The sequence below is a fragment of the Lactobacillus kullabergensis genome (assembly GCF_003151025.1).
Taxonomy (GTDB): domain Bacteria; phylum Bacillota; class Bacilli; order Lactobacillales; family Lactobacillaceae; genus Lactobacillus; species Lactobacillus kullabergensis.
This window is the reverse complement of sequence record NZ_CP029477.1, coordinates 943,426-958,859: the sequence shown is the minus strand read 5'-3', so window position 1 is coordinate 958,859 and position 15,434 is coordinate 943,426. Positions and strand designations below refer to the sequence as shown.

Annotated in this window: 14 protein-coding genes and 1 riboswitch; all 14 genes read right to left on the bottom strand. The window is 35.8% G+C overall.

Going from position 1 to position 15,434, the window contains the following annotated elements; translation table 11 throughout:
• Positions 1 to 94: 94 nt before the first annotated feature.
• Entirely contained in the window at positions 95 to 1,405 is a 1,311-nt protein-coding gene (gene der / locus DKL58_RS04530) for a ribosome biogenesis GTPase Der (protein WP_109586252.1), read from the bottom strand.
• 59 nt (positions 1,406 to 1,464) lie between these two features.
• The gene (gene rpsA, locus DKL58_RS04525; protein ID WP_045928051.1) at positions 1,465 to 2,670 is read right to left on the bottom strand and encodes a 30S ribosomal protein S1; all 1,206 of its coding nucleotides are present in this window, start codon (positions 2,668 to 2,670) and stop codon (positions 1,465 to 1,467) included.
• 72 nt (positions 2,671 to 2,742) lie between these two features.
• Entirely contained in the window at positions 2,743 to 3,417 is a 675-nt protein-coding gene (gene cmk, locus DKL58_RS04520; RefSeq protein WP_045928050.1) for a (d)CMP kinase, read from the bottom strand.
• A gap of 39 nt (positions 3,418 to 3,456) precedes the next feature.
• On the bottom strand, positions 3,457 to 3,948 hold the full coding sequence (locus DKL58_RS04515; protein ID WP_162542329.1) for a LysM peptidoglycan-binding domain-containing protein: 492 nt from the start codon (positions 3,946 to 3,948) through the stop codon (positions 3,457 to 3,459).
• Between the two features lie 104 nt (positions 3,949 to 4,052).
• Positions 4,053 to 4,739, bottom strand: coding sequence for an ECF transporter S component (locus tag DKL58_RS04510; RefSeq protein WP_109587002.1), 687 nt, complete (start codon positions 4,737 to 4,739; stop codon positions 4,053 to 4,055).
• An 82-nt stretch (positions 4,740 to 4,821) separates the two neighbouring features.
• Positions 4,822 to 4,936: riboswitch (FMN riboswitch) on the bottom strand.
• Positions 4,937 to 4,965: 29 nt separating this feature from the next.
• Positions 4,966 to 5,685 (bottom strand): pseudouridine synthase, encoded by a 720-nt coding sequence (locus DKL58_RS04505; protein ID WP_109586250.1) that lies wholly within the window; start codon positions 5,683 to 5,685, stop codon positions 4,966 to 4,968.
• Positions 5,685 to 6,293: an SMC-Scp complex subunit ScpB gene (gene scpB / locus DKL58_RS04500; protein ID WP_045928047.1), complete on the bottom strand. Its 609-nt coding sequence runs from the start codon at positions 6,291 to 6,293 to the stop codon at positions 5,685 to 5,687. The genes DKL58_RS04505 and scpB overlap by 1 nt, the downstream gene beginning before the upstream one ends.
• On the bottom strand, positions 6,283 to 7,020 hold the full coding sequence (locus tag DKL58_RS04495) for a segregation and condensation protein A (protein WP_045928046.1): 738 nt from the start codon (positions 7,018 to 7,020) through the stop codon (positions 6,283 to 6,285). Before DKL58_RS04495 ends, scpB begins: the two co-directional genes overlap by 11 nt.
• Positions 7,017 to 7,376, bottom strand: a complete 360-nt coding sequence (locus DKL58_RS04490; protein ID WP_109586249.1) for a reductase — start codon at positions 7,374 to 7,376, stop codon at positions 7,017 to 7,019. Before DKL58_RS04490 ends, DKL58_RS04495 begins: the two co-directional genes overlap by 4 nt.
• Before the next feature lie 9 nt (positions 7,377 to 7,385).
• Complete coding sequence (xerD, locus tag DKL58_RS04485) at positions 7,386 to 8,285, bottom strand: site-specific tyrosine recombinase XerD (RefSeq protein ID WP_045928044.1); 900 nt, start codon at positions 8,283 to 8,285, stop codon at positions 7,386 to 7,388.
• Positions 8,278 to 9,165 (bottom strand): CvfB family protein, encoded by an 888-nt coding sequence (locus tag DKL58_RS04480; protein WP_109586248.1) that lies wholly within the window; start codon positions 9,163 to 9,165, stop codon positions 8,278 to 8,280. Before DKL58_RS04480 ends, xerD begins: the two co-directional genes overlap by 8 nt.
• A 162-nt stretch (positions 9,166 to 9,327) precedes the next feature.
• Positions 9,328 to 11,097 (bottom strand): pyruvate kinase, encoded by a 1,770-nt coding sequence (gene pyk, locus DKL58_RS04475; RefSeq protein WP_109586247.1) that lies wholly within the window; start codon positions 11,095 to 11,097, stop codon positions 9,328 to 9,330.
• A gap of 29 nt (positions 11,098 to 11,126) precedes the next feature.
• Positions 11,127 to 12,086, bottom strand: a complete 960-nt coding sequence (pfkA, locus tag DKL58_RS04470) for a 6-phosphofructokinase (RefSeq protein WP_045928041.1) — start codon at positions 12,084 to 12,086, stop codon at positions 11,127 to 11,129.
• A gap of 164 nt (positions 12,087 to 12,250) precedes the next feature.
• The gene (locus DKL58_RS04465; protein ID WP_109586246.1) at positions 12,251 to 15,391 is read right to left on the bottom strand and encodes a DNA polymerase III subunit alpha; all 3,141 of its coding nucleotides are present in this window, start codon (positions 15,389 to 15,391) and stop codon (positions 12,251 to 12,253) included.
• Positions 15,392 to 15,434 lie beyond the last annotated feature (43 nt).

Below are 15,434 nucleotides of genomic sequence, written 5' to 3'. Positions count from 1 at the left end.
CACTATTTCCTTGATTTCAAAATAGCACAAAACCCCTGATACAACAAGCAATTTAAACTAAAAATGTGATTTTTATGCATTTGGTAGATACAAACTATTTTCTTTTTCGTGCAATTATCTTAATGGGGGTTCCATCAAAATCAAAATTTTCACGTAGCTGATTGATCAAGAAGCGTTGATAAGAAAAGTGCATTAATTCAGGATCATTTACGAAAACTACAAATGTCGGCGGATTAGTAGATACTTGGGTCATATAATAAACTCGTAATCTCTTTCCTTTAATCATTGGTGTTGGAACCAATTTGCTTGCTTCTAATAATAAATCGTTTAATACACTGGACTTAATTCTTTGTTGTTGATTTCGAAAAACTTTTTGTACTAGCTTCGGAATCTTTTCTATATTTTGACCAGTTTTAGCAGAAACAAATAATATTGGAGCATAGTCAAGATACTGAAATTCAGTTCGTATAGTTTGTTCAAAGTCCTTGCCGCTATTACTGGTTTTCCTTGGTAAATCCCATTTATTGACTAAAATAATGATGCCTCGTCCAGCATCATGAGCATATCCTGCAACATGTTTATCCTGTTCCCTAATGCCTGTACTTGCATCAAGTACCAAACATACAACATTAGAATGCTCAATGGCACCCATTGCTCTCATTACAGAATATTTTTCAGTTTTTTCGTAAACTTTTCCTCTACGCCTTATGCCAGCAGTATCTACAATTCTGAATTTTGTGCCATCCTGCGTTTTAAATGGAGTATCGACTGCATCTCGGGTAGTTCCTTCCTCGTTATTAACGATCACTCTTTTTTCGCCTACTAGACGATTGACAATTGAGGATTTACCTACATTTGGTCGACCAATAACACTAAATGATATTTGCTCATTATTATTCAAGCTTATGTCTTTGGGCAAGCTGGCCACTATTTGATCCAGCAAATCTCCAATACCTGTACCATGCACACTCGAAATCGGAATCGGATCACCAAAACCTAAACTATAAAAGTCATAAATGTCCATACGCTGTTCAGGATTATCTGCTTTGTTAACCGCTAAAATCACCGGTTTTTTTGTTTGATAAAGCATCTGAGCTATCCGTTCATCTAGATTAGTAACATGATTTGTAACATTAGTTAAAAATACGATGACGTCGGCTTCTTCAATTGCTATTTCTGCCTGTGCTCTGATTTCTTCTTCAATATTACTATCTTCCCAGGTAATTCCACCAGTATCTATTAAATCAAATTTATGACCTAACCACTCAGCTGGAGCATAATTACGATCTCTGGTAACACCGGGTTTATCTTCCACTATTGCTAAACGTTGATTAATAATACGGTTGAAAAGCGTTGATTTACCAACATTAGGCTGTCCTACAATTGCAACTACAGGTAAAACCATTTTTCAGCCTCCTTTTACAAATAAAAAAACCGACTCTAAAGTCGGCTTTTTTATTAAATTTAATGACGATCCTTTAATTGATCACCAATGATGTCACCTAAAGCAAAGCCACTGTCATCATTATTCATATACTTCTTGTTAACTGAATTGTGATTGTAAGAATTATGTGAGCGATTTCCTTCACCATCAGAGTTCTTAGGTTCAGCAGCTTTCATAGAAAGTGAAATGCGACGTTCATTAGGGTCAATATTTAAAACTTTTACTTTAACTTTTTGACCAACTTTTAAAACATCACTAGGCTTGTCTACGTGTTTATATGATATTTCTGAAACATGAACTAAACCTTGAATACCATCAGCAACTTCAACAAAAGCTCCGAAGTTAGTTAAAGACTTAACTTCACCTTCAAATACATCGCCTTCGTGTAAGTCAGCTGTAGCTTGTTCGAATGGAGAAGGTTCAGTTTGCTTAATGGAAAGGGAGATGCGATGTCTATCATCATCAATACCAATTACTTTAACTTTTACATCTTGACCTGCCTTTAAAACATCACTTGGCTTGTCAACATGCTTATATGAAATCTCGGAGATATGAACTAATCCGTCCACACCACCTACATCAACAAAAGCACCAAAGTTAGTCAGACGAGAAACCTTACCTTCAACAACGTCACCCACAACTAATTGTGATGCAACATTATCAAAAGCTTCTTCACGTTCTTCTTCAATTAAGTCTTTGTGAGAAAGGATTAAACGGTTCTTACTTGGATCAATCTCTGTAATCTTGAGTTTCATCGTTTTACCAATAAATGGCTTAAGGTCTGAAACATAACGATTTGAAATCAATGAAGCAGGTAGAAATCCTCTTGTACCCACATCAACTAATAAACCGCCACGAACTGAAGAAGTGACTGTACCTTCAATTGTCTTGCCTTCTTCAAAGTCTTTTTGCAATTCATCGTAAGCTTCTCTTTCCTTTAAGCGGGTAACTGAGAAGAAGAATTCTCCGTTTTCTTTGTCACCACCAGCTTTTCTCAAAACCAAAGCTTTGAGCTTATCTCCAGGCTTAACTGCTTCACGTAGGTCAACGTTGCGATCCGAAGTGTATTCACGACGAGGAATTACACCTTCAATACCGGCATTTTCAACACCAACATCGATTTGACCTTCTTCAACGTCTAATACTTCAACATCTACAATATCTCCGACCTCAACTCCTTGCATTTGCTTTAATGCATCTAAAAATTGATTACTGTTTTCTGACATTATTTACCTCCCAATATCATACTCTAATTTTAAATGAAAGTTTGATATTTTTCTACTGTTTTATACCCTTTTTTATAGTTTTTTTTGACTTTTTTTAATTTCTGATAAAATTGCATTTACCACTTGATCAACACTCATAGAAGTAGTGTCTATTTCAATAGCATCTTGTGCCTTTTTTAATGGTGAAATTTTTCGGTGTGAGTCCTTATAATCTCTTTCTGAAATATCGTGCTCAATTTCTTCAAGAGACTGATTAGTTTTAATCCCTCTTTCTTTAAAATCTAGCATTCTTCTTTCAGCGCGAGAATGAACAGAAGCAACCAAAAATATCTTTACTGCAGCGTTGGGCAAAACCGTAGTTCCAATATCACGTCCATCCATCACAACGTCCATTTTGCCGGCCATTTGCCTTTGCAGACTGACCATTTTTTCCCTGATTCCGGCTAATGCCGAAACTTGAGAAACATTGGCAGAAATATCAGGAGTACGTATTGCCTGAGTAATATCTTTATTACCAGCATATATTTTTTGCTGACCATTTTTAAATTTAAATTCAATTTTTTCATGATCAATGGCAGTTAAAATACCTTTTTCATTGCCGTAATCAATGTTATTTTCTCGTGCAATCCAAGTCGAAGCCCGATACATTGCCCCCGTATCAATATATGTAAAATTAAGCTTATGGGCGATAATTTTTGCTACAGTACTTTTTCCAGCTGAAGCTGGACCATCAATTGCTATTTGCATTCCAATAAAAAAGGGACTTAAGTCCCTGTCCTTTCTAAATTATCTAATTCGTAAAGTTTGTCCTGTATCCACCTGGCTATTGGGATCAAGTTGATTCAACTCTGCCAATTGGTCAACTGAAATGTTAAAATGGCGGGCAATACTAGTCAAGGAATCCCCTTCTTGTACGACATATTGTTTAATCACAACATGTTTCTTTTTAGGCTTTTTTGGAGTTTTTTTAGATGATTTTGTCTTTGTTTTAGCCTTGGCTTTGGTTTCTTTACTTTTTACAGGCTGAACCGTAGCCTTTTTATTAGTATCTTTTTTCTTAGTATTTTCTTTTCTGGCAGCTTTACGTACTTCAACTGCTTTTTCGTTTGAACCATTGTTTGATGCTAAATTATGAACCACAGGAACAAGACCGATAAGAATAACTACAATCAGAATTATCAAAGCAATCCAGCCTTTTGATACGGAAGAATAAGTTTCTACTCTCGACTTTTTTGGACGCTTATAATGCTGATATGGTTCTTTTGAGTTATTATTCATCTGAAAAACCTCCTTACCTAACCTGTTTAATTTTAGCATATTTAACATTTAAGTGGACAAAAAAATCGGTCATTTACTAGACCGATTTACAATATTTTTAAGATTTAATTTCTAAGATTAAAATTTTTCCTTACAAAAGGTTTGAAAGTTCTCAGAACAGTTTCAAATAATAAATAAACTACAACACCGTTGATTGTTCCTTTTAACAAGTTAAATGGAACTATAATGCCAAAAATATATGCACTCATTGATGGAATGTGTAGCAGCTTACCCAAGTAAACCTTTTCAGTAAAAGAAAGCAAACCAGAATATCCATGTATTGCCGGCAGGTTTGGTACAGTAGTTACTGCATAAAATGGTGTCAAAACTAATGCATTTAGTACAGATAGTACGAAAGCCATTGCTAGAATGCCGAGAACAATACCTAAAATTGGTTTTAAATATTTTTTAGAAAAATTCTTTTCGTCTTTGCTAATATTTTTTGTTAAATAATAAAATGGCAAAGCAAAAGATATTGATGCCAGAAAAGCCGCAGACTGACCCACTAAACTTGGCAAAGCAAAGCCTTTGTATATTAAATTGATCAGCATTCTGACAAAAGCGATAAAGATACCAGGTCCGGGCCCGAATAAAAATGTCCCAATTGTAATTACTACATCCGAGAAGTCAAATTTTAGAAAACTAGTTATTGGCAACGGTATTTCCAAAAGCATTAATACATAGGCAATTGTACCAATTAAAGTATAAGCCAAAATATTAACTAAATTGTTTCTGCTTTTCTTTTGCAAAATTCTTACCTCCAAAAAAACTCGGTCTGTTGCTCCTAGCAACAGACCGAGTAAAAGTAAGCTTAAGATCTTGGCTTTTAGTTTAGTCTGTCTTCTTTCATCTAGACTCTAACTATCGGTATCTCAATAGATTCCACCACTTTCGTGGGTCGTGGACTTACACCACCGGTCGGGACTTTCACCCTGCCATGAAGACAACAAACTTATTTATCAAATTTCACATACTATACTAATCTACGTTTTTTAATCTGTCAACTTCTTCATGAGACAATTCTCGGTACGTTCCTGAAATGAGAGAATCAAGTGTAAGAAAAGCGTATTTCTCGCGTGCTAATTTTTTCACCTGGTGGTGAACTGCCTTGAACATTCTTTTTACTTGATGATATTGACCTTCATGAATTGTCAATTGCACTATTTGATTATCCTTTTTACGATCAGTCCTAATAACCTTAACTTTTGCAGGAGCACAGCGATGACGATCAATTTTGACTCCATGCTTTAGCTGACTGATTTCATCAGGCGTCAAAATGCCAGAAATCTTGGCAACATAAACCTTGGCTACATTGTTTCGCGGATGCATCAATAAATTGGCCAGTTCACCATCATTAGTCATTAAAAGTAATCCAGAAGTATCATAGTCTAGTCTGCCGATTGGATATAGTCGATAAGGCAAATCCTTAAAATAATCGACAACTGTTTTTCTCCCCTTATCATCATTTGCAGTTGAGACCACTCCTCTAGGCTTGTAAAAGAGATAAGTATGCAAACTTTCTCTTTCAATGGGCTCACCATCAACCGTAATATTACTAAAAGTATCCACTTTAGTACCCAGTTTAGTTACTACATTGCCATCAACAGTGACTCGACCTTCAGAAATCATTTTTTCAGCCTTGCGCCTGGAAGCAATTCCTGCCTCAGCAATTACCTTTTGCAACCGTTCTAAAACCATTATTTTGCTCCTTTTTGAGTTTTTGCAATATTTTTATCAGCTTGTCCTTTAGCTGCAAACAAATCTATTTCACCTTCACTATTAATGCTATCATCTTCGAAATCTTCTATTAATGGTAAATCAGCCAAACTTTGGTACCCAAAGTATTGCAAAAAATACTCACTTGTTACATATAAATTAGGATGACCCGGCGCATCTTTTTTTCCATTAATTTTAACTAATCCACGCCAGATTAAAGTTTGCAGAGCCCCAGATGAATTTACGCCTCTGATGTCATCTATCTCTACACGTGTAATTGGTTGCCGATAAGCAATAATAGATAGTATTTCCAATGCCGATTGACTTAAGCTCTTTGATAAATCTTTTTGAAAAAAATTTTCGATTGTTTTACTAACTTCTGGTCTAGTTGTCAATTTGTAAACATCATTAAGATGTTGTATTTGTAATCCTGAATCAGGATTTTTTTGTAATTTTTCTCGTAAATTTTTGCTTATTTCTCGCAATGCAGGTTTGCCAACCTGCAAAAGTTCGCATAAGTTGCTGCTTTCAATGCCATTATCGCCGGCAACATATAATAACGCTTCTAACTGCGCCATTTTACTTATCATTACTACCAACTCTTTCCAAGTTCAGGTCACCAAACATCCTCTTTTGTTTTACCCGAATTTCCTGTTTTTTACAAAGTTCAAGCAGTGCAAGGAACAAACCAATAACATCAGATAAAGTTTTCATTTTTTGACAACAGGCAAAAAAACTTAACCGCTTGTTTCGTGCCAATTCCTCTTGCAAGAAAGTACTCATTTCTTTGACGGAAGTTTCCTTTACTTCAACTGAAACAATATCAGGCTGTCTGATTTTCAGTCTTTGTAAAATAATAATAAAAGTATTAGCTAATTCAGTAGAAGTAATTTGTCCTTTTGGCAAAGGCTGAATTTTTTTGCTTTCTGGAGCACTTTCCTCTTTAGCAGCAGTAATTGGGACTTCCTCATTGCGCTTTTTGAAGTATGCTGAAACTTTTTTAAAAACCGAGTAAGTAATAAGCTGCTGTACTAATTCATCTCTTGGATCCTCTTGTTCATCATTTTCTTCAGTAAAATCATTTTGCGGAAGAAGAGATTGAGACTTAATTCGCAAAAGCATCGATGACATAACAAAATATTCTCCTGCAATTTTCAAATTAAGTTTTTGCATTTGGTGCAAATAAGCTAGATATTGGCTTGTAATCTGAGCTATTGGAATGTCATAAATATCAATTTTTTGCACTTTTATTAAATGCAATAGCAGATCCAAAGGGCCTTCAAAGTTAGGCAGTTCAAGGGTAAGGTTATCACTCATTTTTCTGTATCCTTTTTTAGATACTTAATTAAATAAATATATTCAGGAACAGCCGTAATAACTTTGCTGGGATTATTTTGTGCCAACTCTTGAACGGCTCTAGCTTCGTACTTAACTTTACGATAATCAGGAGCAAAAGAAATATAACGAATGATTACAAAATGTTTACTTGATTGTGTACCTACCACCCCTATAAAATTAGGAGCCTTTGAACGATAGAGATATAAGCAAAACTCGGCACTACTTTTATTTAATTGAATTTCATCCTTGAGATTAGCCAGATTTTTAAAATCAGATAGATAAGATAATAAGCCCATAGCTACCTTTTCTTTATCATTTTTACATTCAATTAGCATTTAACCACCTTATGTTCGAGGATGCGTTTTTTCGTAAACTTGTAAAATATGTTTTTGGGACAAATTTGTATAAATTTGAGTTGTACTAATATCTGAATGTCCCAAAATTTCTTGGACAACACGTAAATCTGCCCCATTTTCCAATAAATGTGTTGCAAAAGTATGTCTTAAAGTATGTGGAGTAACATTTTTTTGAATACCAGCCATTTTACAATAATGCTTAATAATTTGCCAAACGGCTTGTCTTGTTAAAGAGCCTCCCCTGCTATTAAGAAAAATAAAATCAGTGTTTTTGCCAATTTTTAATATTAATGGATCGCGAACTTTTTCCTTATAGCTGTCTATCCAACTTAAAGCTACTTCGCTAATTGGAATTAATCGCTCTTTTGATCCCTTGCCAAAAACTTTGACCAGTTTCAGTTCTTCATGCAAATCAGTAAACTTGAGATTAATTAATTCGCTTACTCTAATCCCAGTTGCATACAAAGTTTCAAGTAAGGCTCTATCACGTAAACCTAATTTCTTTTTTGTATCAGGTTGCTCAAGCAAATTATTAACTTCATTAACTGTCAAAGCAACTGGCAAAGTACGACGCTTTTTAGGTGAATCTATTTCAAGCATTGGATTGAGTTTTTGAATATTCTGTCTTACTAGCCACTGGTAGAACTTACGCAAACTGGTAATTAAGCGGCTAATAGAACTTGTGGCCTTTTTTTGATCGCGTTGTTCTGCCAAAAAAGCATCGATGTCAACAGCTTGAGTAGGCCAGGAAGTTAAATTTTCCTTTTGGAGAAAACATACAAATGAAGTTAGATCCTGCCTGTATGCTGTAATTGTGTTATTACTCAGGCCACGTTCAACCTGACTATATCTTAAATAATCTTCAACTTGTTCTGATAAATTAGTCATTTTGGGCATCTTCTGGATCTTTTAATAATGAGATGGAACCAGCATCTTTGTCTTCTTTTATGTATTTAGCTTTAAGTAAGTGTCCTAAAGCTCTCTTAAAGGCCGATTTGGAGATACCAAAATAATTTTTAATCTCCTGTGCGTCAGATTTATCGTAAAAAGGCAAAGTCTTATCTTTCTTCCTGCGCAAACTCATTAAAATCATTTGTGCATCATCATCAATTTCTTCAAAAGCTCGTGGCAGAGTACTCAAATTCAAGCGCCCATATTGGCTGATACCAATCACCCTGCCTCTGAATTGCTCCCCCAAACGCAAGGGACGTGCCATTTGTGATAGATGAACGAAACCTAAATAATACTCTTTGGTGATTATAAATGCACCTACTTCACGGGCAGAATATACAGTACCAAAAATATCTTTATTCTTCATATCATTAGGAAAATGAGCTGCCAACTGTTCAAAAATATTCTCATCCGCCAGTTTTGCCCAAATACGATTTTTTTCATCTGTTTCAAGGTGAACCAAAAGCTGATCTTCAGGTTGGGGCCAACGCTCTTTGTCATAAGGCAAGTCGTCCATTGAAATTACAACATCTTTATCTGGCAAGCCAATATCGACAAAAACACCTAAATTATATTTTACTTCGGTAACTTTGCTCCAGCCATATTGGTCTTTTTGAGCAAAAGGTAAAAACTGCGTCATTTCACGATTATGCTGCTTATCATCGTATAAAAATCCCTTGATTTGATCTCCGAGCTGTGGCTTTTCTTCCTGTGTTATTTCTTTTCTTTTAAGTTCATAAGTAATGCCGTCGATTTGAACAAAAAAAGATTCTTCGTTTTGGTCTATTATTTTTCCAGTTGCAATTGTGCCAAGCATGATTTTTCTCCTACATCTAGAATGGGATCTGATAACAAGTATATCATTTTAAAGGAACAAATTGACATTAGTCAATCTAAATTTACCATTCGTTTGCCTAAATTTTAAAACAAACAAAAATAGCCAGTAACAATCACTGGCTATTTTGATTCTTGCTTTTAATTAAAGATTTGAAACTTCGCCTTGATAAATAGCACCACGACGAGCATCAACAGTAATAGTAATACCGCTGCCAATCTTTTCTGTTGCATCAGTAACTCCAACTACAACCGGAATTCCTAATGACAAACCAACAACAGCAGCGTGTGAAGTCAAACCTGATGCTTCCACAACTAAGCCTGAAGCCTTCTTAATTGCAGGCATGTAATCAGGATCAGTGGTTCTGGCAACCATGATATCTCCCTCTTTAACCTTGCTAATAGCTTCTTCAGCACTGTTAACAACAACTGTTTTACCAACAACAGAGCCATTACCAACGCCAAGTCCCTGAGCTAGCTTGCTGCCGATAATCTGTAGTTTCATCAAATTGGTTGTACCTGAGTCACCAACAGGAACACCAGCAACAATGATTACTAAATCACCATCTTGAACATAACCTTGTTCTTTAGCAACTTTAGCTGCTACTTCGAACATGTCATCAGTAGAAGCAGGTTTTTCAGTAAGCAAAGGTTGAACACCCCAAGAAATGCCAAGTGAGTGTTGGATCTTCTCGTCAAAAGTTAAAGCTAAAATGTTAGCATTTGGACGGTACTTGGAAATCATTCTTGCAGTATAACCGGAATTAGTTGCAGTAATAATGGTTTTAACACCTAATTCTTGTGCAGTCCGCACAACTGATTCACCAATAGCTTCAGTAACGTTTGAACCCTTGTATTCTTCAAATCTTTGCAGAGCTAGAGTGTTACGTTTAAGAAGTTCTTGTTCAGTTCTTTCATCAATTTCAGCCATTGCTGAAACAGCTTTAACTGGGTACAAACCATTAGCTGATTCACCAGAAAGCATAGTCGCATCAGTACCATCGAGAACGGCATTAGCAACATCGGAAACCTCAGCACGAGTTGGACGAGGATTTTCTTGCATTGAGTCAAGCATTTGAGTAGCAGTAATGACAGGCTTACCAAGTGCGTTTGCCCTCTTGATTAAATCTTTTTGAACAAATGGCACATCAATAAACGGAATTTCAACACCCATGTCACCACGGGCAACCATTAAACCATCTGAAACTTGTAAGATTTCATCTGCATTATCAATACCTTCTTGTGATTCAATCTTAGGATAAATCTTAACATAATCACAGCCAGCATCTTCACAAAGCTTACGAATATCAAGAATGTCTTGCGCCTTACGTGCAAACGAAGCAAAGATAAAGTTAATGCCATGAGCTAAACCAAACTTGATGTCATCAGTGTCTTTTTCAGTAATTCCTGGGAGGCGAATTTCGACGCCAGGTGCATTAACACCCTTCTTAGAACCGATAACACCCGTATTTTGAGCTTCACAAACTAATTCTTTCTTTTCTTCGTCTTTTTCTTTAATTAATAAGTCAACTAAACCATCATCAATTAAAACGTGACCACCAACGTGAGTATCACCATAAAGACCTTCGTAAGTAACGTGAATCATGTCCTTGTTACCAGGCTTAGAATCATCCATCGACACACGAATTTGGTCTCCAGTATTAATGGTAAACTTGCCACCTTCTTGATCAGTGGTTCTAATCTCAGCACCTTTGGTATCCAATGCAATACCAAGTACTAAGCCAGTTTCTTTTTCAACTTGACGAACCATTTTCATTCGTGAAAGATGCTCAGCATGGTCACCATGTGAAAAGTTGAAACGAAATACATTTACGCCTGACTTAGCCAAAGCTGTAATAGTTTCAATATCATTTGAAGCTGGCCCTAAGGTACTAACAATTTTAGTTTTCTTCATTATTTAAAAATCTCCCCAAAATCGACTAATTATTTAGTCATTTCTTCATTAATATCAATTAACGATTCTTCACTTGCATGCTTTTCATCAAAAAGATCAAGAATATCATGGGTTTCTAATTGTCCATTCTCCATGCCGACAGCTAAACCGCCTTTACCATCAAGAAGTAACTTAACCGCATAATTTCCCATCTTTGTAGCATTAATTCTATCGGTAACCGTTGGTGCACCACCGCGCTGCATATGACCAATTACATTAGCCCTGCAATCGAATTCGCCATATTTTAGAAGTTCTGTTCTAAAATCAGCGGCATCCATGACACCTTCAGCCAATATGATAATACCATTATCTTTGCCATCTTTAAAACCGCGCTTTAATCTTTCAGCAATTGCTTTAATGTCATAACTTCTTTCTGGAACAACAATTGCATCAGCACCACTTGCCAAACCAACACGCATAGCAATGTCGCCACAATTGCGTCCCATAACATTAACGACAAAAACACGATGATGACTGCTGGCAGTATCACGAATTCTATCAATGGCTTGCATTGCCGTATTGCAGGCAGTATCAAGTCCAATAGTATACTCAGTGTATGGAATATCATTATCAATTGTTCCTGGCAAACCAATAGAATTAATCCCTAAACGAGTCAATGCCAGTGCACCATGATAAGAACCATCACCACCGATAACAATTACAGTATCAATATCATGCTTCTTTAATTGTTCAACCCCTTTTTCTTGCACTTCTTTTTGTGCAAACTCAGGGTAACGGGCACTATAAAGAAAAGTACCGCCCATGTTGATCATATGATCAACATTTTCAGCAGTCAAAGTAACAAAGTCACCTGCTACAAGCCCGGCATAACCATAACGAATACCAACAACGCCAAGTCCGTGATGAATAGCAGTTTTGGTAACAGCCCTAACAGCTGCATTCATGCCAGGAGCATCGCCACCGCTCGTTAAAATTCCAATTCGCTTCATGAATTCACCTCATCAAGATTTATTGTGTAATTTCTCACATCCACTAAATTTTAACATTCTTTCACGAAAAAATCTCACAAAAAATGATTAAAGTTCTTGATTTGACAGTCTTTTTCGATGTTAGCGTTAACATCAGCTGTTTGTTCACGCTTACTCAAAAAACTCTACTCTTTTAAATTTACAACTTTTAAATTAGTTAAAATATATTGTTTTTTACTTGAGTCGAAACGATCATTTTGAACTTTAACGCCTAATAAATAAATATTACCCTCCTTTAAATTCGATTGAATTTTATCATAAACATTAGGGAAAATTACAATATCCTGCTTACTGGTGGTGTCAGCAAAACTGCCAAAAGCCATTGTTTGACCCTTTTTGGTCCTCACAAGTTTTAATGACATAAGTTTGCCGACAGCTATTCCACCTTCATGAATTTGAAACTCATTTAATGATTTAGCATTAAACTTCTGAGCATATTTTTGAACGGTAATTAATGGAGAAGTGAGTGTAGAAAAGCCTAAAGTTTTTTCTTCCATCAAAGCCATTTCTTGTTTGCTAGGTTCTTTAGCGGGCTTAATGGGAACACCACCTAGCCCTTCTGATAAAGCGAGATTTTCCCCTGTCAATTTAACATTTTCAATTATTTCAGGACAATTCTGTAATAATTCGTTCCGATTTTTGTTAAGCTGGTCAAAACATCCCGATTTGATTAAAGATTCAACCACATTCGTAATGCTATTAGCTTTAATAAATTTGACATCAATCTGACGTAAAAAATTGCTAAGAGAATCAAAAGATTTCGCTTGACGCTTTGCAATTATTTCTTTAAGAAAATCTATTCTAACCCCTTTAATTGCACGTAATCCAACTAAAATACGCCCATCAATTACCTGATAAGCTAAAGCACTTTTGTTAATGTCAGGTGGCAAAATTTTTACGCCATCCTCTTGAGCGCGCATTATATATTCATTCGCCTTATTTTGATTGCCAATATTAGAATTAAGCATAGAGGCATAAAATTCAGCTGGATAATGAACTTGTAAGTATGCGAGCCAAAATGCGATCATCGTATAAGCAACAGCATGTGAACGGTTGAAACCATAATTGGCGAATTGCTCAATATAGTCATATACACGGGTCGCAACCTGAACAGTCTTACCGTTTTTTACTGCACCGTTGATAAATTTAGATTTTTCCTGTTCAATAACCTTTTGATCTTTTTTTGACATTGCTCTGCGTAAAATGTCGGCTTCTCCTAAAGAAAAGCCAGCCAGAACTCGGGCAGTTTGCATGACTTGTTCTTGGTAAACCAAAACACCATATGTTGAAGACAAAATTGGTTTTAAGCTGGGATCAGGGTATGTGACTTTCTGGGTGCCTTTTTTGCGTGCAATAAAAGTTTTGATATTCTGCATTGGACCTGGGCGATAAAGTGCGTTGACTGCTACCAAATCTTCAAAATTATCTGGATGCAATTCACGCAGAACATTGCGAATTCCACCTGATTCAAATTGAAAGACGAGTTCTGTCTCACCCTTTTGAAAAATACTTAAAGTAGCCGGATCATCTAGGGGGATCTGATTAACATCGATCTTTTTTCCTTGCTCGCGGATCATTTTCTCCGTATCACCAAGAATAGTTAAATTTCTTAAGCCTAAAAAATCTATTTTTAATAATCCCAGTGATTCTACATATTTTTTCGTTTGCTGAGTTATCGGTATTCCTAATTGTCCTGATTGCAAGCCGGCAATGGCGGCAATAGAATTATCGCTAAGAACTAAACCGGCAGCATGGATTGAATAGTGGCGTGGCAGGCCTTCTAATCCACTTGCCGTTTCATAAAGCAACTTGTTCATGTCATTTGCATTCACCAGCATTTGCATTTTTTTGGATTCTTTATAAGCCTGAGCCAGACTTATTTTGCCTTTTGCGAAAGGTACGCTTTTAGACCACTCACTTAATTGCATTTCTTGAAGACCAAATACTCTGCCAGTATCTCGCAAAACCTGCTTAGCTGCCAAAGTCCCAAACGTGAGAATCTGAGCAGCATGATCCATGCCGTATTTATTAAACATATATTTTATGACATCATCACGACGATTATCTGGTATATCCAAATCAATATCTGGCATTTCGTGTCTGGCAGGATTTAAAAAACGCTCAAATAGCAAGTTATATTTAATTGGATCAACCTCAGTGATATTTAAAGAATAGGAAACTAACGAGCCACAAGCTGATCCTCTGCCTGGACCCATCGCAATTCCAACTCGATGGCAGTAGTTTACAACATCCCAAACAATCAAAAAGTAATCGTTAAAGCCCATTTGATCTATTACTTGTAATTCATAATTTAGCTGTTTTTGATAATCAGCGGGAACTTTACGTTGACCAAAACGATTTTGTAAACCCTTTTTAGCCAAAAATTGCAGAAAATCCTTGGAAGTTGAATATTGATCCTGTTTATATTTCGGCAAAACTGGAGTTTGAAATATAATTTTAGCATTGCAGACAGAGGCGATTTTTTCTGTGTTTTCTAAAGCTTCATCTAAACCTAATTTATGATAACGTTCGCTCAATTCCTCAATAGCAGGCAAATAATGTGAGCCAGATTGTTTAGCTAAATCTGTGATATCTTGCAAAACTTCACCTTTTTTTATAGCTTGTAAAGTTTTACGTAAAAACTGATCGCGAGGTTTTAAATAACAGGTATCCTCAACGCTAACTAGTGGTAAATCAAACTGTTTTGATAGCGCTCTGACATATTGTATGTAATTTTTTTGTCTTTCACTGCCATAAACTCCGATATATAAGGAACTAGATTTAGGTATTATGCTAATTAAATGACGCAAAAAATCTGTTCCTAAACTTTCATTCTGCATCTGCAAGTTTAATAACTCACTATGCAAATTTGCCGGTATAATAAATATCAAATCATTTAAATCCTTGGTCAAATCCGCAATAGTTAAAATTTTTTGCTTATTACTGTTGTCTGTCAAAAGGTTAATTCTACTTGATAAACGCAAGATATTTCGATAACCCTCATCAGTCTTTGCTAAAGCGATAAGATCATATTGGTGAGCACTGTCAATTAATCCACTTAGCCTTAATTGCATCCCTAAAAGTGGTTTAATCCCAACTTTTTGGGCCACTTCAAAAAAATTAACTAATCCATAGGTTACGTTAATATCAGTTAAGCTTACAGCTTCATATCCTAATTCCTTTGCAGTAGTCAGCAAATCTTTAATTTTTATCGGACTATCTAAAAGGGTAAAAGAGCTAAGGTTTTGCAATGCAGCGTATTTCATATTCAGTTCACCTTCCATATAAATAAGTATACCAAAAAGCCGT

Coding starts and splice junctions, on each gene's coding strand:
- DKL58_RS04465 (WP_109586246.1), bottom strand. CDS start 15,391: ATGAAATACGCTGCATTGCAAAACCTTAGCTCTTTTACCCTTTTAGAT.
- pfkA (WP_045928041.1), bottom strand. CDS start 12,086: ATGAAGCGAATTGGAATTTTAACGAGCGGTGGCGATGCTCCTGGCATG.
- rpsA (WP_045928051.1), bottom strand. CDS start 2,670: ATGTCAGAAAACAGTAATCAATTTTTAGATGCATTAAAGCAAATGCAA.
- DKL58_RS04480 (WP_109586248.1), bottom strand. CDS start 9,165: ATGCTTGGCACAATTGCAACTGGAAAAATAATAGACCAAAACGAAGAA.
- DKL58_RS04505 (WP_109586250.1), bottom strand. CDS start 5,685: ATGGTTTTAGAACGGTTGCAAAAGGTAATTGCTGAGGCAGGAATTGCT.
- DKL58_RS04490 (WP_109586249.1), bottom strand. CDS start 7,376: ATGCTAATTGAATGTAAAAATGATAAAGAAAAGGTAGCTATGGGCTTA.
- pyk (WP_109586247.1), bottom strand. CDS start 11,097: ATGAAGAAAACTAAAATTGTTAGTACCTTAGGGCCAGCTTCAAATGAT.
- scpB (WP_045928047.1), bottom strand. CDS start 6,293: ATGATAAGTAAAATGGCGCAGTTAGAAGCGTTATTATATGTTGCCGGC.
- DKL58_RS04515 (WP_162542329.1), bottom strand. CDS start 3,948: ATGAATAATAACTCAAAAGAACCATATCAGCATTATAAGCGTCCAAAA.
- cmk (WP_045928050.1), bottom strand. CDS start 3,417: ATGCAAATAGCAATTGATGGTCCAGCTTCAGCTGGAAAAAGTACTGTA.
- xerD (WP_045928044.1), bottom strand. CDS start 8,285: ATGACTAATTTATCAGAACAAGTTGAAGATTATTTAAGATATAGTCAG.
- DKL58_RS04495 (WP_045928046.1), bottom strand. CDS start 7,020: ATGAGTGATAACCTTACCCTTGAACTGCCTAACTTTGAAGGCCCTTTG.
- der (WP_109586252.1), bottom strand. CDS start 1,405: ATGGTTTTACCTGTAGTTGCAATTGTAGGACAGCCTAATGTTGGTAAA.